This is a genomic window from Micromonospora sonneratiae (assembly GCF_042679305.1).
In the GTDB taxonomy this organism is placed as follows: Bacteria; Actinomycetota; Actinomycetes; order Mycobacteriales; family Micromonosporaceae; genus Micromonospora_H; species Micromonospora_H sonneratiae.
Window position 1 is genome coordinate 98,168 of record NZ_JBHTMP010000002.1, and the last position, 18,745, is coordinate 116,912.

The window sequence follows — 18,745 nt, forward strand, 5'->3', positions numbered from 1 at the left end:
TACGAACGACCGTCCTAACCGGACGTGGAAAACTCGTTTTGCGCCGGTGAGACCATGCCCACATGAACAAGATTCCCACGGTGTTCCGCCGCGACCCGGACGACCGGAAGCGCATCCTGCCCGAGGCCAATCCCGTCTGCCAGTGGGTCCTCGACGGTGAGGGAACACCGACGCGGAAGTACGACGGCACCTGCGTGATGCTCGATGAGAACGGCACCTGGTGGGCACGGCGCGAGGTCCGCCCGGGCCGTCCGCGACCGGTCGACTACCGGCCGGTGATGACCGACGAGGTCACCGGCAAGACCGTGGGCTGGGAACCGATCGAACAGTCGCCGTACGCGAGGTACCACGCCGAGGCCCTCGCCAACTCGGACGAACAGCGGCGCGTCGGCACGTACGAGCTGATCGGCCCGAAAGTCAACGGGAACCCCGAGGGCGTGCAGCGCCACGAACTCGTACCACACGACGACGCCGAGCAGCTGGAGGTGCCACGTGACCTGGACGGGCTGCGTGACTGGCTACTGGCGCATCCTCGGTACGAGGGCATCGTCTGGCATCACCCGGACGGTCGGCGGGCCAAGTTGAAGTATCGCGACTTCGCCTGAGCCGGCGGCCCTTCGGCCGGGGACGTAGGGCTGTTCAGCCAACCGATGAGCGACAGGTACGGCCGGAGTTCGTCCGGGATCGGCCCCGGTTGGCAGATCCATTCGTCGGCCAGGGTCGCGACGAGCAGTTCGGTCCGCTCGAAGCGGAACAGGACCCCGCCGACAGTCGGAAGCGTGCTGTACCCCTGGATCAGGCCAACGTCGACGAGGCACTGCCCAACCACCTCGCCGAGCAGGTCGGTGGGGTGGACCGGTCCGACCACGGTCCGTCCGTACTCCTGCATGTCGTACGACGGGTAGGGCTCTTCCTCGGTGAGCATCAGCAGCTCACCGCAGCCGTGGGCCATGATGGCTGGCGCTCCCTCGAAGTGCAGCCAGAAATGCAGTAGGCCGGGAATTCCCGGCACTGGCCGCTCGTCGAACCAGTGCCGTGCCTCGGTCACCGCGAGTAGGCGTCGACCCGGGAGCGGGCGCAGCAGTGCGGCGGTGGTCACGGGGTCCGACACCTGCGCACCATAGCAACGCCGCACCGCCAGGTTGGAAGATCGTGATCGGTGGCCGATTACGCTGCTTGCCGTGCCTCGTATCGACCTGGTCACGGTGGTCCCCGCCAGCCCGGACTCCGTGTTCGCGGCCTGCCTCGATGTCGGCGTGCACACCGTGTCCATGGGCACCAGCGGCGAACGGGCGATCGATGGAGTCACCAGCGGCTGCCTCGGCCCCGGCCAGACGGTGACCTGGCAGGCACGGCACTTCGGCCTCCCGTGGCGGATGACCGTGCAGATCACCGAGTACGAGGCACCGCACCGGTTCGTCGACGAGCAGGTCGACGGGCCCTTCCGTCGCTGGCGTCACGAACACATGCTCAACCCTGACCCGGACGATCCGACCAAGACGGTGATGCATGACGTCGTCGACTTTGCCGCGCCGGGCGGTCCGGCCGGTGCCCTTGTCGCGGCGGTGGTCCTGCGCCCGTACCTTCAGCGGCTGATCGGACGCAGGAACCGCTTCCTCGCCCACAGCCTCGCCGGCTGAGACCTGCGACGAGCCTCGCTGGCACCCTGTTGCACTCTTACCTGCGATCACCCACCCTTTGCGGAGCGGACCGGCTACGGGGCGTACGGCGTCCGAGCGAATGCGGACCTCATCGTCCAGCAGTCGGGGGGACCGTCCGGGGCCGGAGCTTCCGATCAGGATCCCCGGCGGGCTGAGCCCAGAGCCGTCCCACGAACACTGATCTGGATCATGCACGTACCTCGTTCCGGACCGAGGTAAGCGTGATCGATCCTGATGTCCGTGTCGGCAATGCCAGCGGCCCAGAAGTCACGGTAGGTCGGCCGAGAGCGTGGCGGCAGATCAACGCCAAGATCAGCCAGGCCCCGCCACGCCTGAGCCACTGCGGCAACCCGGTCATCGGCCGACCCCAGTAGGACCCAGTCTTCGTCGTGCTGCTCCTTAAGGCGCCGTCCAATCTCCGCCAGACGCTTCCGTTTATTGCTCCTGCCCACGTTGCGACTGTCGTCCATCGCACGGGCAGAAACAAGAACGATGCGCGCCGCCAGCTTCGCGGTCTGTTCAGGCTGACCTGCCGGTAGCGCCTGGCCAGCGCGGTGTGCCGGTGCCCGTTACCTCCCCCTAGGCTGGGCGGCCGTACGACCTGCGGCACGCGGCGGTGTCGCTCTGGCAGAACTCCGGTCTTCCGGCAACGGACGTTGCCGTGCCTGCCGACCACTCGGTCGTGCGCCGGTCGAGCTCGGGCTACTTTTGCGCGGTGGTCGACGACTTCACGATCAAGCTGACCCGGGATCAGGCACTGGTCCTCGCCGACTGGCTCGACAGGGTGATCGGCACAGAGCGGTTCGATGCCATAGCTGACGAAGATGTCGCTGTGTGGTCAGCGCTGCACAGGATCAGCGGCACCCTGGACAAGTCGCTGGCGGAGGTCTTCATGCCGGACTACGCGGCACGTTTGACCGCTGCCCGTGCGCGTCTCCTCGCTGACCTCGGCGACTACTTCGTGCAGGAGCGAGCGGCACAGCGGAACGTCGGGCACCACGACAGCAGCCACCGCGACGAATCCAGAATTACGGCCTTCGACAACGCCCCGGCACGGTCAGGGACAGCTCCTAGCCGGGCTGCGGCCGGAGGAAGTACGTCAGGTCGGCAGCCAGACGCGTCATCTCCTCACCGGCCTCAAGCTTGAAGACGGTTCGCGCAGACCAGCGAGTGTCGTCCAGGTCGAGGCCCGATGCTCGGAGTGTCACCCCGAGCGATACGTAGCCCCGCCCGTCGTGGCGTGCGTCGAGTTCGAGTTCCTCTTCGAGCGACCACCAACGGCGGACCCCGTCCCAGCCGGACCAGCCGGCCGCGAGCGCTTCGACGAACTTCGCCATGTTGACATGGTGCTGCCCGACGAACAGACCCTCGAACTTCGCGACGGTCGAGGCCTTCATGTCGTCATCGTGCAGCTCGGTCGCGGCGGCGTAGACGTACCCGTCGCCGTACAAGTCCTCAAGCGGGTGAATGACCCATCGCGGACCGCTGGGCGGTGCGAGGACGAAGGGTTCGCTCATAGCGAGGAATATCGCCGGTTTGCGGATGAAGGCCCGTGAAACCGGTGTGATGCCGGGGTGAAGGCGGGGTGCGCCAAAGTTTTGGCCATGAACCTCACTCAGGCCATCGCCCGCCCGGCCATCGCCACGGAAGCCTCCCCGCCCGGGGCCGATCTGGCCGTCGAGGCCAGCGGACTCGTCAAGCGTTTCGGCGACGTCGCCGCCGTCGACGGCATCGACCTCACCGTCCGTACCGGGGAGGTCTTCGGCGTACTCGGGCCCAACGGGGCGGGTAAGACCACGATGCTGCGCATGTTGACGACGTTGCTGCCGATCGACGGTGGCCAGGCCAGCATCTTCGGCGTCGATGTGGCGTCGAAGCCCCACCAGATCCGGCAGCTCGTCGGCGTCACCGGGCAGTACGCCTCGGTCGACGATAACCTCACCGCAGCCGAGAACCTCTGGCTGTTCGGTCGTCTGCTCGGCCTGCGGTCGAAGGCAGCGAAGGCGCGCGCCACCGATCTGCTCGGCCGGTTCGGCCTGGAAGACGCCGCCGGCCGTCAGATCAAGACCTTCTCCGGCGGTATGCGGCGCCGGCTCGACCTGGCCGCGTCGCTCATCTCCCAGCCACCGCTGATCTTCCTCGACGAGCCGACGACCGGGCTCGACCCCCGCACCCGCGGGCAGATGTGGGACACCATCCGCGACCTGATCCGTGACGGTGCCACGGTGCTGCTCACCACTCAGTACCTGGACGAGGCGGACCAGCTTGCCGACCGGGTGGCGGTCATCGACCGTGGTCGCAAGGTGGCGGAGGGCACACCGAACGAGCTCAAGGCCGGCGTCGGCAACTCCACTCTCTACGTCCAGCTCACCGACGCCAGGCGTACGGCGGAGGCGGCGGGGCTGGCGGCGCAGATCCTCCACGAGACTCCAGCGCTCACGCCCGAGGCGGGCGGCCTGTCCATCGCCCTGCCCGACCCGAACCGCGCCGCCGACGTGCTGATCGCGCTGCGTACGGCCGAGATCGGCATCTCGACCGCGTCCGTCCGCCAACCCACCCTCGACGAGGTCTTCCTCGCCATCACCGGCCACTACACCGAAACCAACTCTGACGCGCAGGAGTCCCGATGAGCACGCTGATCATCCCCGCGGCGGGACGCCGCCTGAACCCGTACACGTCTCTGCGCGAGACGGCCAGCCACACCTTCTCCATGGCCTGGCGCGCGCTGAAGAAGATGCAACGCAATCCGGAGCAGTTCTTCGACGTCGTCGTCCAGCCGCTGCTCTTCACGGCGATGTTCACGTACATCTTCGGCGGCGCGATCGCGGGAGACGTGAAGAGCTACCTGCCCACGATCATCACGGGCATCCTTGCCCAGACGTCGCTGACCGCCTGCATGGCCACCGGCACCCAGATGCGGGAGGACATGGAGAAGGGCGTCTTCGACCGGTTCCGGTCACTGCCGATGGCGCGTATCGCGCCCCTGGCCGGGCCCATGGCCGCCGACCTGCTGCGGTACGGCATCGCCGCGACGTTGACCATCATCACCGGCCTGCTGATGGGTTACCGTCCCGGCGGCGGGTTCGTCGGCGTCGCGGCGGGGTGGACCCTCGTGGTCATCGCCGGATGGTCCCTGTCCTGGATCTTCGCGTGGCTCGGCACGGTGCTGCGGACGGCCCAGGCAGTACAGGGGGCCGGCATGATGATCATGTTTCCGCTGACCTTCCTGTCCAATGCGTTCGTTCCGGCTGACACCCTGCCCGGCTGGCTACAGGCCTTCGTGAAGGTCAACCCGGTTTCGCTGGTCATCAACGCTATCCGTGACCTCATGAACGACGGCACCCTCACCCGTGACGTCGCCTGGGCACTGCTGGGCTGTGCCGTGGTTGTCGCGGTCTTCGCACCGCTGGCCGTACGGTCGTACAACCGCAAGGTCTAGCTGTACTGACCACCGCAAGGTCTTGCCCGTCGTACCACCGCAAGGTCTAGGCCAGGCCCCGGAGCAGGGCCTGAAGTGGCTCGCGCAGTTGGACCGGATCGCCGGGTGCGATCTGGGCCGGCTGCGCGAGCGAGGTCGCCCACGACCAGTCGAAACTCGGCAGCATCCGGTTGAACGCGAACCGGTCGGCGTAGGCGAGTAGCGTCGCGCCGGCACCCCGGTCACCGAAGGTGAGTTCCCACACCGAAAGGGCAAAAAGGACACCACCGAGCACCGGTACGTCTAGAAAGCCCTCCTGCCCGAGGACGGCCCGGGCGTCACGGACGAGTGTGTCGCGGTCGCCGCGCGCGGACCGCCCGTACCGGGCAAAGGCCGTGACCAACGCGGCCCGGGAGAACATCACCCACGGTGCGAAGGCGACGGCCTGCAGGCCCGGCATCGCGCGTTCGCTGATCGCTGTCACCGCCGCCGCGTACGCCGCCAGCCCGGCCTCCGTCTCCCCCCGGGCGAGCAGCAACTCGGCCCGGCCACACATCAGTTCCATCGCACCGCTGAACAGGGCCTGTGCCCCGTCCTCGCTCGCGACCTCGTCGAAGATCCGCTCAGCCTCGTCGAGCCGGCCCTCGTGCAGGGCCAGCATCGCCAGACCGGCCCGGATCTGCGCATGGTCCTCATAGGCACCCAGCGCCCTCAACACCGGCAGCGCCGCCCGGGCGTAAGCCCCGGCCTCGACGAGATCACCGGTCTGGAGCGCCAGGCCGCTGACCGTCGCCGACAGGGTGCCGCGCATCCACGGCCCGTTGGCGTCGTCGCACAGGTCGAGCGCCCGCCGGGCGGCGGAGCGGGCAGCGGCAAGATTGCCGAGGTTCTCGTAGGCGTGCGAAGACCAGAGCAGGGCCAGCCGCGCGACGGTCGGGTCAGGGTCATCGCCCAACGCCGCCAACCGCTCGGCCTGCTGGTCCGCAGTGACACCGAACTCCACCAGTAACCGGACCATCGACGCGACCTGTGGCTCCGGGCCCGGGCCGAGCTCGCGGAGACGGTTCAGCACGGGCTCGCTTATCGCCCGGCGAAGGATCATCTCGTTGGTTCCCGCGATGCCCAGGCATACCCGGGTACCGGCAACGAGCTCCGGCGGAGTCGGCGCCGACAGCAACAGTTCCACGACAGCGGAGCCGAGGCTCAGCACCTTCGCATGCGAACCCTCGATCACCCAGAAACCGGCCAGCACCCCGTACAGCACCGTTACGGTCGGAACGTCACGCTCGGCGAGACTGCGGCGCAGGACGTCGACGAGATTGCCCTCCTCCTCCCGTACCCGGGCCATCGTCTCGACCTGGTCGGGGGTGTGCAGCCGGTGACCGGCCTGCGATGCCAGCTCGGCCGCCCACGCCGTCAGCGCCCGGTCCGCCAACGCGTCGTCACCGGCGTCGACAAGTTGCATACGGCCGAACTCGCGCACCGTCTCCAGCAGCCGGTATCGCACCGTCGAGGTCTCCCGGACCACCACCAGCGAGTGCTCCACCAACCCGGCGACGACCTCACGAGCATCGTGTCCCAGCACCGCCGTGGCCCCGTCCAGGGAGAATCCGTCCCGGAAGACGGCCAACCGCCGCAGCGCGACGCGTTCCTCCTCGGTGAGCAGATTCCACGACCAGTCGATGACCGCCAGCAGGGTCTGGTGGCGCTCGGGAGCGGTCCGGCTGCCACCGCGCAGCAGGGCGAAACGGTTGTCCAGCCGCCGGGTGATCTCGGCGACGCTCATCGATCGGACTTTCGCCGCCGCCAACTCCAGCGCGAGCGGCAGCCCGTCGAGCCTGACCACCAGGTCGTGGACCTCGGCCGGGTGCAGAACCACCCCGGGCCGGGCCGCGGTGGCCCGCTCGGCGAACAGCACGGCCGCCTCGTCCGGGGGGAGCTCCGGCAGCGGGTACGTGCGTTCCGAGGGCAGGCCGAGCGGGATCCGGCTCGTGGCCAGCACCGTCAGGTTGGGGGTACGGGTCACCAGCGCGGACACGAGGTCGGCGGCGGCCTCCACCAGGTGCTCACAGTTGTCCAGCACCAGCAGCCCCGGTACGGTCCCGACCGCGTCGACCAGACGGGTCAGCAGGTCGGCTGGACGCATCGTGACCGCCCGGCCGGATGCCGTGTCGCGTACGCCGAGCGCGTCGGCCACCTCGATCGCGACCCCCTCCGGCGAGGTGACGCCGGCGAGTTCGACGAAGTGGACGACGGGCTGCTCTGCCAACCGGGCGACCAGATGGGCCAGCCGTGTCTTGCCGAGGCCGCCCGAGCCGACGATCGAGACCACCCGGTGGGTACGAACCAGGACGCGCAATGCGGCGGTATCGGCCTCCCGACCCACCAACCGGTCGGCGTCGAAACGCAACCCGTTGCGCACCGGCCGATCGGAGGCCAGCAGTTCGGCGTGTAATGCCCGCAGCTCGGGCGACGGATCGATCCCGAGCGTGTCAGCCAGCCGCCTCCGGTACTCCTCGAAGTGGGTCAGCGCGGCGGGCACACCCCGTACTCCCGCGAGGGCTCGTAGCAGGGCGGTGACGACCTCGGTGTCGTCGTCGCGGACCGCCCGTTCCAGAAGCGGCAGGGCGTCGGCATATCGGCCCTCGGCGGCCAGCCGCAGCCCCTCCGGCCGCAGCGCCCAGGCGTCGACCTCACTCGCGGCGAGACTGAGCCGGTAGCCGCTCCGGGTGCGCTCGATGACGTCACCCGAAGTTGCGGACCGTGCTCGCGATACCACTACCTGCAATGCTTTGCGGGGGTTCGCTGGGACACCGTCGTCCCACACCTGGTCGACCAACGCGTCCTCGCTGAGCCCACCGGGCCCGGCACCGACAAGCGCCCGCAACAATGCGGCCGTACGGTCACCTGGGAGCTTTCGGCCCTCCCAGGCCACCTCGTCCAGAACGGTCAGACGGCTCATCTCGCACAGCACCCCCCGTCGCCTCACCCAAGCGTAGAGCCCGGTCCGGGGGCCTCGGCGGTTCGCGTGGTCGACACCTCCGTCTTACCGGTACCCCCCGGCCAGCCAGGGCGTCCTTCTCGGCGTCGTAGGCATGTATCCAGCCGAAACAAGCCCCGTGGTCGCAAGAAGGCGGGGCGGCCGTACGACCTGGGCGTCTCGCTCTGGCTAAACGGTGGCCTCCCGGCTCCGGACGTCGCGGAGTGGGCGGGGCACTCGGTCGATGTGCTGCTCAAGGTGTACGCGAAGTGCCTTGACGGGGACCCTGGCCGGATGAACGAGCGGATCGAGGTGGCGCTGAGCCAATGATGATCACGGGTAGGGCGCGGAGGTCATGGCTGATGCGTGGACATGGATCATGAACGCATGCGACACATCTTGGATGATCCGACAGGGCTGTCTGAGCGGGCACAGCGGTTTCTGGCCGATCGGGCCGACAGAGTGCCGTTTGATGTAGCGGAGGGGCCGACTGACGCCGAGCTTAGGTCGACGCTTGGCGGGCTGCCGGGAGTGGACGTCGAGCCGGCTCTGGAGTTGCTCCGACGAATTCAGGCACGGTACGGAGGGCTGCGGTTCCGTAGTGTCGCATGGTCTTTCGACGAGGTAGTCACGCTGGGGCCGTGGCCGTGGGATGCGGGTGACTATGACTCGGACGATGTGGGGCCGATGTCGGATCTCCTAGAACACAGCGTGGCGCACCCGCACCAGGTCTGGCTTCGGGGCAGTGGCGAGGTTTCGTATTTTGCATACGACTTCACCGCTTCTGATGTGCCCGTGTTCCCATCGGTCGATGCGTTACTTGAGGCCGAGGCCATCTACCAGGAGTGCACCGCGTGGATGCGCGTGCGGCCTGACGAGCTTGTGTCTGTGGATGCGATCGAAGCGGGCACAGCCGGGTTGACCCTGTTGTCGGAGGCGTCCGGGCATACGGAGCAGTGGTGGGAGCAGGAGGGGTTCAGAGTGCACGTCTGGCACACGTTCGCTGCTGTCTATAAAGGTGCTGCTCGCAGCCGTTGGGGCATTTGGGCCAAGGATCAAGCCGGGGAACAGGCTGCGCGGAAGTTCCTGGCCACGATTGCCGAGTGAGCGAGCGGATCGAGGTGGCACTGAGCCGATGACGATTACAGGTAGGGTGCGGGAGGTCGTGGCTGACGCTGCGGCCTCGTTGCATTTGTGTCGTCTGACCTGCGGAAACTCGACCAAGATCGTTGCATGTGTTTTGCATGACTGGCGACAAGCGGCGGCTGAGGGCGGCCTACGGCTGCCTACAAGGTCAAATCGACTGGGAAGCTGATCCGCTGGTCAGGTGGCGTTTTGCTGATCTTCGAGGTGCCCCCGGCAGGATTCGAACCTGCGACACACGGTTTAGGAATAAAGTACGGCTCTGCCGATGCGTGGCCTCTGACCTGCTGAAACGGCAGCTTGGGAAATCGAGCGAAGTCATCATGAAGGCATCTTCGCCGCGGGTAAGTGCCTCGACCAATGCTCGCGAGTGACCGTGGTTTACCCGCCCTAATGGCAGGCTAATGGCACGAACAAGGTGTACGGGACGAGCGGCTTGGAAGTCTTGAGCGAGGGTCAGCAGCCGGTCCGTACGAACAGATTGCGCGCCGATCAGTTTCCTCCGCTCGATTGGTCTAGTCTTCCGAGACCGACTGACGGAAGGCATGGCGCTATGCGGAAACTGATCTACGGCATGAACCTGACCCTGGACGGCTACATTTCCGCGCCCGGCGACGACCTCGGCTGGGGCGAGCCGAACGATGAGCTGTTCCAGTGGTGGCTCGATCAGGAGCGGGTGATCAGCCTGTTTCTGTATGGGCGCCAACTGTGGGAGAACATGAGCGCCTACTGGCCGACCGGCGACCAGCAGCCGGGCGCCACCCCGGCGCAGATCGAGTTCGCGCGGAACTGGCGGGACACGCCGAAGGTGGTGTTCTCCTCAACGATCGACAAGGTCGACTGGAACGCTCGCCTGGTCACCGGCGACGCGATCGCCGAGATCACCCGGCTCAAGGCCGAGGACGGCGGGCCGATGAGGGTCGGTGGCGCAACGCTCGCCGGGGCAGCCATGCGGGCCGGGCTGATCGACGAGTACGAGATCGTCACCCATCCGGTCCTCGTGGGCGGCGGCACGCCCTTCTTCAGTGCGCTGGACGGCTGGGTGAACCTGAACCTGGTGGAGACGCGGACGTTTCCCGGCGGCGTGATCCTGACCAGGTACGAGACGAAGCGCTGAGCGCGACCGAGGTGGGCCAAACGGCCACGGTACGGAAAGCGCTGGACGCCGCTGGCGTTGAAACTCGATGGCCTGTTGGCGGCTGTGACGACGGTTCGGCGTAAGCGGTCGGTGTTCTACAACGTTTTTCAGTACGCGGTGGAGCTGGGCGCGTTGGAGTTCAATCCGGTCGACAAGATCCGGGTACCGGCGCAGCGAACGAAGGTCGCCGAGTCGGTTGATCGGCGGGTGGTGCTCAACCGTCGTCAGGCGCGGGAGTTGTTGACCGCTGTTTCGTACGTGGGGGAGCGGGGTCGGGTCGGTCGGGGTGTGCGCCTGGTGGCGTTCTTCGCCTGTCTGTACTTCGCCGCGTTGCGGCCCAGTGAGGCGCTGGCGTTGCGGGAGCAGGACTGCCACCTTCCGGCAACCGGGTGGGGTCGGCTGACGCTGGTCGACAACCGGCCCCAGTTGGGCAAGCGGTGGACGGACAGTGGTGAGGTGCACGACCGGCGGGGCTTGAAGCATCGGGCTGCGGCGGAGCCTCGGGGCGTACGATTCCGCCGGAACTGGTCGGCATGCTGCGGCAGCACATTGACCGGTTCGAGGTCGCTGAGGATGGGCGGCTGTTCCGCCGTGAGCGCGGCAGCATGGTGGCCTCGTCGACGTACTCGCGGGCGCGGAAGGCGGCACGGAAGCTGGCGCTGACTCCGGCGCAGGTGACGTAGCCACTGGCCGGGCGTCCGTACGACCTGCGGCACGCGGCGGTGTCGCTCTGGCTGAACTCCGGTGTTCCGGCAAACCGACGTCGCGGCACGTGCCGGCCACTTGGTCGACGTGCTGTTGAAGGTGTACGCGAAGTGCATCGACGGCCAGGAGGCGACGGCCAACCAGCGGATCGAGGACGCGTTGGGCGGTCCGGATACGTAGCCTCGCTGATGCCGTCACTAATCCGGATCTTGGCCGGAACAGCGGGTGCGACCTGGGAAAACGTCTTCAAGATCAATCCGTGAATAGTCCGTGGATGGAGACAAACGGCGGCTTCGGGTGGCATCTGACTGCACAGGTCGACCGATTGACGCGAGAGCGTATTTGCTGGTCAGGTGGCGTTTTTGCTGATCTTCGAGGTGCCCCCGGCAGGAATCGAACCTGCGACACACGGTTTAGGAAACCGTTGCTCTATCCCCTGAGCTACGAGGGCGCGAGTGCCCAGCTTACCTGCCAGCGGTTACCCGCGAGCGCCCAGGAGTGCCCTCCCGTGCCCACCGATTTTCGTCGCCGCTGCTCCGACCGGCGGAGCACACATCGGGCAGCCAGCGATGCTTGGGTACGCACGAGTACCCGCTCCTACCTATAGCTGCCTATCTGTGTCCACGACTCACCGAGCAGCTTTCAAGCGGACGCGCCCCACTTCCATCCCGACCAGAGGGTGTCTGATTCACGTTGTTTGTGAGCGATGTGCATTTAGGTGTCTCGCCAGGTTGGGGGCGGTTTCGTCGGTGAGGCGCTTCGGCAAGGTTGTTGGTCATGGCGAAGGTGATCATGCTGGCGGAGTTGTCGGACCGGGCTTCCTAGTCGCGCACGAGCCAGCGGTGCTGCATGAGCCAGCCCAGCGCGCGCTCGATGCTTGACGACGCCGAAGTCCTTGACCGTCTTTGGTGGCGATCTCGATGTCGACTCAAGGATTCGCAACCATGCACGAGGTCGTTAGACAAGAGGTCCTTTGTTGTCCTGACCAGTGCGCGATCAGCGCGGGTGCGATCGGGCCACCGCAGTTGCCGCAGCCGCGCCCAGCATCGATTCGGCGACCAGGTAGTGCATTGGCCGGCTGACGCGGTCCGGGGCCGCATCGACTGGAAATACCTGTTGGATAGCTCAGCGATTGCGCACTGTCACTGCGGGCCACGACGAACAGGGCGTCAAACACGCGGATCGCGACCAGATAGATCAGTTGGAACACCATGACCACGTTGATCTGGTCAAGGTGCGATGCACGCGACGTGGTACTCACGTGCGACCTGCGGATCGTTCGCGAGCGTCAGCCTCGGTGCCCGGGGCGGACGAATTCGTCCTGTCACTGTCGGTGAAGGGTCTGAAGGCGATCGGCAGGACCAATCGCGGTCCCGGCTGTGGGCATTTGAGCTGGTGAGAAGAACGAGATCGAGGATGGGGAGCCATTTGGTTGTGACTTGATTGAAAGCCTCGACGTCGATATTGCCAGGCATGATCATCTGACAGTCGGTAGGCTGCGTTGTGTGACTAGCTCCAGCATCCGAGTTCGATTCGCACCATCACCTACGGGTATGTTCCACGTTGGTAACGCCCGATCGGTCCTGTTTAACTGGGTGCTGGCCCGACAGTCGGGCGGAACGATGGTGCTGCGGATCGAGGACACGGACGCGGCGCGGAACCGCCCGGAGTGGGTTCAGGGCATCCTCGATGCGATGGAGTGGCTTGGCATCGGCCCGAGTGAGTACGAGGGTCCGCTGTTCCAGTCCGACTATGCCCAGCACCACCGCGAGGCCATCGGCCGGCTTTTCGCTGCCGGGCGTGCCTACTACTGCGACTGCATTCGGGATCAGGTCATTGCGCGTACGGGCAGCGAGCACAAGGGCTACGACGGCTTCTGCCGGGACCGCGGCCTGCCCGCTGGGGAAGGCCGGGCGTTGCGGTTCCGTACGCCGGACGACGGCTCGACTGTGATTGTCGACCTGGTACGCGGTAAGCCAACATTCGACAACGCGCTGATCGAGGACTTCGTGATCGCCCGTGGCGACGGGTCGCCGGTGTTCCTGCTGGCAAACGTGGTTGACGACATGGTCATGGGCATCACCCACGTGATCCGGGCTGAGGAGCATCTGCCCAACGCGCCGAAGCAGCAGTTGCTGTGGGATGCGTTGGGTGCTGAGCCGCCGGTGTGGGTGCACGCGCCAATTCTGGTCAACGAGAAGCGGCAGAAGCTGTCCAAGCGCCGGGACCGGGTGGCCCTGGAGGACTTCCGCGCTGAGGGGTACCTCGCTGAGGCGATGCGGAACTACCTGATGTTGCTCGGGTGGGCGCCGTCCGGTGATCGGGAGATCCTGCCCTGGGGTGACATCGTGGCGGAGTTCCGGCTGGAGGACGTCAACCCCTCGCCAGCGTTCTTCGACGTGAAGAAGCTCCGGGCCTTCAACGGGGACTACATCCGGGCGTTGTCGGTGGAGGCGTTTGTCGAGGCGTGCCAGCCGTGGCTGAGCGGTGAGACTGCACTGTGGCGGCCGGAGGCGTACGACGCCAGCGCGTTTGCTGCTGTCGCTGAGCTGGCGCAGACCCGGATCGCGGTGCTTTCCGAGATTGTTCCGATGGTCGACTTCCTGTTCCTCGATGAGCCGGCCGCCGATGAGGCAGCGTGGGCGAAAGCCATGAACGCTGACGCCCCGGCCCTGCTGGCCGCCGTGGTCGAGGCGTATGAAACGTGCGAGTGGCAGGCCGAGGTGCTCAAGTCGACGCTGGAGACGATCGGCGTCGAGCGGGGGCTCAAGCTTGGCAAGGCGCAGGCACCGGTACGGGTCGCGGTGACCGGCCGCACCGTCGGGCTGCCGCTGTTCGAGTCGATCGAGATCCTCGGACGTGAGCGAACCTTGGCTCGCCTGCGAGCCGCACTCGACCGCCTGAGCTGACACCCCTTTGCGACCGGCGGATCGATCCGTCGGTCAACCTGGTCGTCGATCGATCCGCTCCCCGAGCGTTTTCCGGAAGATCCGCCTCCCTGTTCGGGGCGGATCGGCATCTGTGGAAGATGGCGTCATCCCGGCTCCACGTACCCGTCTCTCGGCGGCCGATCCACGTCCCGATGCAGAAAGACCCGAGGGGCAGAGCAGTTAGCTGGAAGGCGGGATGTGGTAGGGGCCGAGGGCTTGGCTCATTTTGCGAACGCGCTGCCAGGACGAGTTGATCAGCGGACGTGGCGTTCTAATTTATTGAAGAGGACTACGAGGGCACCTTGGCCAGATTGCAGGACGTGCGCGGCCCGTAACGGTATCCAGAAGCACGCAAAGCGGGTGGGGTCCTGCTCGCCGGTGCGGTCGGGCAGGATGTCGATCGGCGTCAACAGCAGCTGCCTGCGGCGGACGTTCGTCGAGCAGGTACTCGGGCTGACCCGCAGGCATGCCCGTCACGCGGTCCTGGCCGCGGGTGACTTGGAAGCCGTCGCGGTGACGCGTCGCATCAGCTCCGTCGACCTCCCGCATCAGGTTCGGTGGTCCGGCGTCAGGTTCCTTGAGTTAGGACACATGGGCAGTCGAACCCGTCGAATCTTTACGCTGTCTAGACATCATATAAGCGGAATTTAGATGTACGCATCAATATAGGTAGTTCGGACAGCTTGCGTCAGGGCCGGCTATCGCCAGGGCGGTGAGGATTTCGGGGGCAGATGTGAGGATGCCCCGACGGGCCACGCTGGCCGCAAGGCTCGACCGGTGACGTCATGCTGTCGGGGTGAGCGCCAGTGGTGAGACTGACGGGCAACGGAACCGGTTGGACTGGCGGGGCCGGCTCTCCAGTGTGTTCCTTGTCGCGGGCCGGCGGCATGGGCATCAACGTCCTGAGCAACGATGTCGACTACCTGGACGCGCCGACCGACGTGCTACGCATGTTCGTGCAGGCGATCAAGGTTAGCTACATGACGACCCTGAACGATGTCCGGACGGCAACGTCAACCTTGAGCTATGGACCGGAGCCCCATGAGACAGCCGCCACGTCAGTTGACCGCCCAAGACGACAGCTTATCGCCCATCGCCGTCGAGCAGGCCGGGGCGGCGTTCGCCACCCTCGTGGCTTTTCTGCGCACCAGACCATTCACCACCACCGTCAGCACACTGGAACACGCCCTGCTCGGCACCGACCGCAACACTGCCACAGCCGCAACTACCGCCGCTGGTTTGACTGAGCAGTTGTTGCACGCCGCCCTGGCGGTGCGCCGCGACGTAGGGCGTGTCAGTGACGTCATCCACGCCACCGTCATCTCCCTCGCCCTCCCGCAGATCCTCGAAGAAGGCGAGACCATCATCAACCGTCCCTCGCTGGGACCTGGTAACGACTCGTCACGCCCGTTCGACCTGGAAACCGACCGGCGCATCGCCGAGTTCAAAGTCGCCGTATGGTCCGGCGGAGACCGGATGCGCCAACGCGGGGTGACCGCCGACCTCGTACACCTTGCGATGGACCACTCCGGTCGACGGCCCGAGTTGTGGGTAGCAGGAACCGCGCCGCTGCGGTTTCTGCAGACCAGCACCAGCACAGTCAATGACCTGCTGTCGCGCTCATCGCAGCATCTGCGCGATCGCTTCAAAGCCAGGTACGGCGCGAACGATATACCGCTGCGGACCTTCACCGCACAGCACGCCGCCCACGTCCGCCTGCACAACATCGCCGAGACCTTGCCGGCTGTCGCGGCCGCCCTGCTGTGAGGCGACAGGCCTGACGATTATGCCGCCGCTTGCCCGAGAGCAAGCAGTTCACCGGCGACCAGGTAGGTGTGGATGGCGCAGAGCCCGGCTTCCGACGCACCAATCTGATCCGGGCCATGACCCAAAGCGGCATCACCTGCTGCATCGGGGATAATCAGATCCTTCTGATCTAGTGTCGTGTAATTGAGATCTTTTACTTGTCGTTGTTGGTGAGGAGTTTGCGGACCTCGGTGTGGACCCAGCGGACCTTGGCCAGGCTCTCGCCGGGGGTCGCGGTCCAGACGAACGGCTTCGCGTCGGTGTTCCAGGCGGTGACGTAGTCGTTGATCGCCCTGGTCAGGCGGACCACGGAGGTGAAGGTTCCGCGTCGGATGGCCTGGCGGGTGATGATCCTGAACCAGATCTCGACCATGTTCAACCAGGAGGAGCCGGTGGGGGTGAAGTGAAAGACGATCCGGGGATGCCTGACGAGCCAGGCTTTCACCTCGTCGGTGGTGTGGGTGGACAGGTTGTCCACGACCACGTGCAGTTCGCGGTCGGGATACGCGGCGGCGACCGTCTTTATGAACGCCAGGAACTCGCTGCCTCGTCGTTTCGGGAAGCATCGGGCGGTGATCTGCCCGGTGGCGGCGTCGAGGGCGGCGAACAGGTTCGTGGTGCCGTGCCGGACGTAATCGTGGGTGCGTTTCTCGATGCGGTCGAAGTCGATCGGCAGCAGCGGCTGGGTGCGGTCGAGGGCTTGGACCTGCGATTTCTCGTCGACACAGAGCATGACCGCGCCGTCGGGCGGGTTCAGGTACAGGCCGACGATGTCGACGACCTTGTCGGCGAACGCCGGATCGCGGGACAGTTTGAAGGTGCCGTGTCGGTACGGCTGGAGCCCGTGGGCGCGCCAAAGGTCGGCGATGAAGTTGTGCGACACCGTGACGTTCTCGTGTCTGGCCAGGTAGGTGGCCATTTCCCGGCTCGACCAGTGCGTCAGGCCGGTCACAGCCGGTGGTGTCATCCGGGTCAACGCGAGGATCCGAGCCCGTATCGACCCGGGAACCTCGGCAGGCTTACCCGGCCGGGGCCGATCGGCAAGACCTGGCACGCCATGGGCGTGGTAGCGGCGTACCCAGGTGTTCACCGTCGGACGCGACACCCCGGCCAGGACCGCGACCTCCTCCGCGCTGCGGCCCTCGTCCCGCCCCGCCACCACCGCGTCCACCCGCCGGTCACCGACCAGGCTGGACAGTTCAGCCCGCTGCTGCTGCGTCAACGCCACGAGCCAAAGTCAACCACCACGAAGTAACACCAAGCCACGTAAAAGATCTCAATTACGCGACACTAGTTCAGTGGGCAACAGGCCTAAACCCGTTGCGTGTTGTTTCGAAGAAGGGCGATTCCCAATGAGCAGCGAGCAGCAAGGATCAGCGTCGCCGACCGACCTCGCGCGTCTGAAGCGGCACTTCGATGGGGCGGCGCAATCACCGCCCGTGCCGCCCGCGCAACGCGCTCCGCGCCCATCAGGTTTACCAGGGGCCGGGAATGCCCTCTTCGACTACGCGCACTTGGGCTACGTACGGTCAGGTGCAAGTCTCAGGGATGGCACTGGCGACGCTGACCTCTTCGACCGCCTGGCAGGCATGGCAGAAACCGAACGGTGGGACGGGCTGGAGGAGGAAGTGCAGGGCGGTAACCGCATCCTGCGTAACTACATTCGGTGGACATTCGAACGGGCGCAGCAGCAGGGAAAGATCTCAACGAGTACCGACGGTGCCCATTCCGCCTTCAACACCGGATTGGCAACTCCTCGCCAGGAGACGATTTACGGGCTCTTTCGGCGATCCAATCGACCGGATAAGACGTGGACCTTCGTAGATTGGCGGCTGGAGAGTGGGCGTGACTTCATGGATCACTTTCCACCTTCCGCACGTCCCGATTTTGTGACCTACACCGAGAACCCAGCGGACTACATCTACGATTGGCATAGAGAGCTTGTGGTGAGCGAGGGTCACATCCTCAACGAGCAGGGCAACATTGACCGCTTTCCCGCATCTCTCCAGGGAAATCCGCACCTAGCCCGTATGGCACTGAAAGGCGCTGTTGAGGGGGCGGAAACGCGGGTTCGCCGTAACTACAAGGCGGCAGTGCCCACGTGGTATCCGGCCCAGGACACAGTCCAACTGCTGCTTCCGTTGTCATTACTCGATGCGAGTACGGTAGACCTCGCTCTGGTGGTCTCCCGGCAAGGAGAGTTCTACCGAGGCCACACTGTCCTCACCACCGCGATGGCATACAACAATGCTCGTCTTCTCGCACGACCTGACAGCGACTGGCTGCAACCAGCCACGGAGGATGAAGCTGCGTAAGAACACCAAAGTGACGCCTCCCGGCCCCGCGATCGAGCGCCAGGCCAAACACCAGTCCGGGACGGTGAAGCTGGACGTCGGAGACAACGAGGAAGCCACGGGACCGGCCTCCCGGGTCTTGAACGAATGGCTGGCCACCCACGCTGGGGAGTACGACCTGGACGACCTATGGCAGTGGGCGTCGGAGTGGCGGGCCGGCCCGATCTGCCGTGACCACTCGTTGAGCGCGGTGGGCATCGCCGAGTGGATCTTGGGTGGTCTTGAGGTCGAATGGGTCGCTCGTTGACCAACGCGGCGATGCTGTGAGTCATTTCGACCTATTGAACGACGGCTTCGCCACGCTCTGGGAACGAGATGATGACCTTGCCTCCCGGCCCAGCCCGACCGTGCCGATCAAGCGGGTAATCGATCATGACTGTGCCGAACGCATAGAGTCCGTCGAATGTGTGATCTTTGCCTCAGGTAGCTACGAACCTTCGGGGCCTACTCATTGTAATCATGCTATTACCAGCGAAGATCGCTCAGCTACACGCCGTCGCGCCATCCACAAGAGACTTTCGGTCGCTCCTCTAAGACTGACGGGATGATCCCTTCTGGGCAACTGTTTGTAGTTCTCTGACTACTCCTTAATTGATCGAGGAGGGTCAGT

The 18,745-nt window shown here is 65.7% G+C and carries 17 protein-coding genes and 1 tRNA gene; 13 read left to right on the top strand and 5 right to left on the bottom strand.

The window, feature by feature from the left end; translation table 11 throughout:
- Window positions 1-62 precede the first annotated feature (62 nt).
- Complete coding sequence (locus ACFQ4H_RS02360; RefSeq protein WP_377566396.1) at window positions 63-605, top strand: hypothetical protein; 543 nt, start codon at window positions 63-65, stop codon at window positions 603-605.
- Here the strand turns inward: ACFQ4H_RS02360 and ACFQ4H_RS02365 are convergent.
- Window positions 557-1,111, bottom strand: a complete 555-nt coding sequence (locus ACFQ4H_RS02365; RefSeq protein ID WP_377566398.1) for a hypothetical protein — start codon at window positions 1,109-1,111, stop codon at window positions 557-559. The genes ACFQ4H_RS02360 and ACFQ4H_RS02365 overlap by 49 nt on opposite strands.
- A 70-nt stretch (window positions 1,112-1,181) precedes the next feature.
- On the opposite strand from ACFQ4H_RS02365, the gene ACFQ4H_RS02370 reads away from it, so the two are divergent.
- Window positions 1,182-1,640, top strand: coding sequence for an SRPBCC family protein (locus ACFQ4H_RS02370; protein WP_377566400.1), 459 nt, complete (start codon window positions 1,182-1,184; stop codon window positions 1,638-1,640).
- Between the two features lie 1,091 nt (window positions 1,641-2,731).
- On the opposite strand, the gene ACFQ4H_RS02375 is transcribed toward ACFQ4H_RS02370, so the two are convergent.
- Window positions 2,732-3,178, bottom strand: a complete 447-nt coding sequence (locus tag ACFQ4H_RS02375; protein WP_377566402.1) for a DUF6228 family protein — start codon at window positions 3,176-3,178, stop codon at window positions 2,732-2,734.
- Between the two features lie 87 nt (window positions 3,179-3,265).
- On the opposite strand from ACFQ4H_RS02375, the gene ACFQ4H_RS02380 reads away from it, so the two are divergent.
- Together ACFQ4H_RS02380 and ACFQ4H_RS02385 are read left to right on the top strand one after the other, a co-directional pair.
- A complete protein-coding gene (locus ACFQ4H_RS02380) occupies window positions 3,266-4,291 on the top strand; it encodes an ATP-binding cassette domain-containing protein (protein ID WP_377566404.1) in 1,026 nt (341 codons plus the stop codon).
- Complete coding sequence (locus ACFQ4H_RS02385) at window positions 4,288-5,100, top strand: ABC transporter permease (protein WP_377566406.1); 813 nt, start codon at window positions 4,288-4,290, stop codon at window positions 5,098-5,100. Before ACFQ4H_RS02380 ends, ACFQ4H_RS02385 begins: the two co-directional genes overlap by 4 nt.
- Before the next feature lie 46 nt (window positions 5,101-5,146).
- Here the strand turns inward: ACFQ4H_RS02385 and ACFQ4H_RS02390 are convergent, their stop codons facing one another.
- Window positions 5,147-8,041, bottom strand: coding sequence for a BTAD domain-containing putative transcriptional regulator (locus ACFQ4H_RS02390; protein WP_377566409.1), 2,895 nt, complete (start codon window positions 8,039-8,041; stop codon window positions 5,147-5,149).
- 405 nt (window positions 8,042-8,446) lie between these two features.
- On the opposite strand from ACFQ4H_RS02390, the gene ACFQ4H_RS02395 reads away from it, so the two are divergent.
- From ACFQ4H_RS02395 to ACFQ4H_RS02410, 4 genes are all read left to right on the top strand, one after another.
- On the top strand, window positions 8,447-9,166 hold the full coding sequence (locus tag ACFQ4H_RS02395; RefSeq protein WP_377566411.1) for a hypothetical protein: 720 nt from the start codon (window positions 8,447-8,449) through the stop codon (window positions 9,164-9,166).
- A 589-nt stretch (window positions 9,167-9,755) separates the two neighbouring features.
- Window positions 9,756-10,319: a dihydrofolate reductase family protein gene (locus ACFQ4H_RS02400; protein WP_377566413.1), complete on the top strand. Its 564-nt coding sequence runs from the start codon at window positions 9,756-9,758 to the stop codon at window positions 10,317-10,319.
- 84 nt (window positions 10,320-10,403) lie between these two features.
- Entirely contained in the window at window positions 10,404-11,003 is a 600-nt protein-coding gene (locus tag ACFQ4H_RS02405) for a hypothetical protein (protein ID WP_377566415.1), read from the top strand.
- A gap of 81 nt (window positions 11,004-11,084) precedes the next feature.
- Entirely contained in the window at window positions 11,085-11,225 is a 141-nt protein-coding gene (locus ACFQ4H_RS02410; RefSeq protein ID WP_377566417.1) for a hypothetical protein, read from the top strand.
- A 198-nt stretch (window positions 11,226-11,423) separates the two neighbouring features.
- Here the strand turns inward: ACFQ4H_RS02410 and ACFQ4H_RS02415 are convergent.
- Window positions 11,424-11,496 (bottom strand) — tRNA-Arg (locus ACFQ4H_RS02415).
- A 1,054-nt stretch (window positions 11,497-12,550) separates the two neighbouring features.
- On the opposite strand from ACFQ4H_RS02415, the gene gltX reads away from it, so the two are divergent.
- From gltX to ACFQ4H_RS02430, 3 genes are all read left to right on the top strand, one after another.
- A complete protein-coding gene (gene gltX, locus ACFQ4H_RS02420; RefSeq protein WP_377566419.1) occupies window positions 12,551-13,954 on the top strand; it encodes a glutamate--tRNA ligase in 1,404 nt (467 codons plus the stop codon).
- A gap of 1,062 nt (window positions 13,955-15,016) precedes the next feature.
- Complete coding sequence (locus tag ACFQ4H_RS02425) at window positions 15,017-15,742, top strand: hypothetical protein (RefSeq protein ID WP_377566421.1); 726 nt, start codon at window positions 15,017-15,019, stop codon at window positions 15,740-15,742.
- Window positions 15,743-15,771: 29 nt separating this feature from the next.
- The gene (locus tag ACFQ4H_RS02430; protein WP_377566423.1) at window positions 15,772-15,915 is read left to right on the top strand and encodes a hypothetical protein; all 144 of its coding nucleotides are present in this window, start codon (window positions 15,772-15,774) and stop codon (window positions 15,913-15,915) included.
- A 20-nt stretch (window positions 15,916-15,935) separates the two neighbouring features.
- Here ACFQ4H_RS02430 and ACFQ4H_RS02435 read toward each other — a convergent pair whose 3' ends face one another.
- The gene (locus tag ACFQ4H_RS02435; protein WP_377566425.1) at window positions 15,936-17,009 is read right to left on the bottom strand and encodes an IS630 family transposase; all 1,074 of its coding nucleotides are present in this window, start codon (window positions 17,007-17,009) and stop codon (window positions 15,936-15,938) included.
- 124 nt (window positions 17,010-17,133) lie between these two features.
- Here ACFQ4H_RS02435 and ACFQ4H_RS02440 point away from each other — a divergent pair, with 124 nt between their 5' ends.
- Both ACFQ4H_RS02440 and ACFQ4H_RS02445 read left to right on the top strand, forming a co-directional pair.
- A complete protein-coding gene (locus tag ACFQ4H_RS02440; RefSeq protein ID WP_377566427.1) occupies window positions 17,134-18,096 on the top strand; it encodes a DUF3825 domain-containing protein in 963 nt (320 codons plus the stop codon).
- On the top strand, window positions 18,083-18,382 hold the full coding sequence (locus ACFQ4H_RS02445) for a hypothetical protein (protein WP_377566429.1): 300 nt from the start codon (window positions 18,083-18,085) through the stop codon (window positions 18,380-18,382). The genes ACFQ4H_RS02440 and ACFQ4H_RS02445 overlap by 14 nt, the downstream gene beginning before the upstream one ends.
- Window positions 18,383-18,745 lie beyond the last annotated feature (363 nt).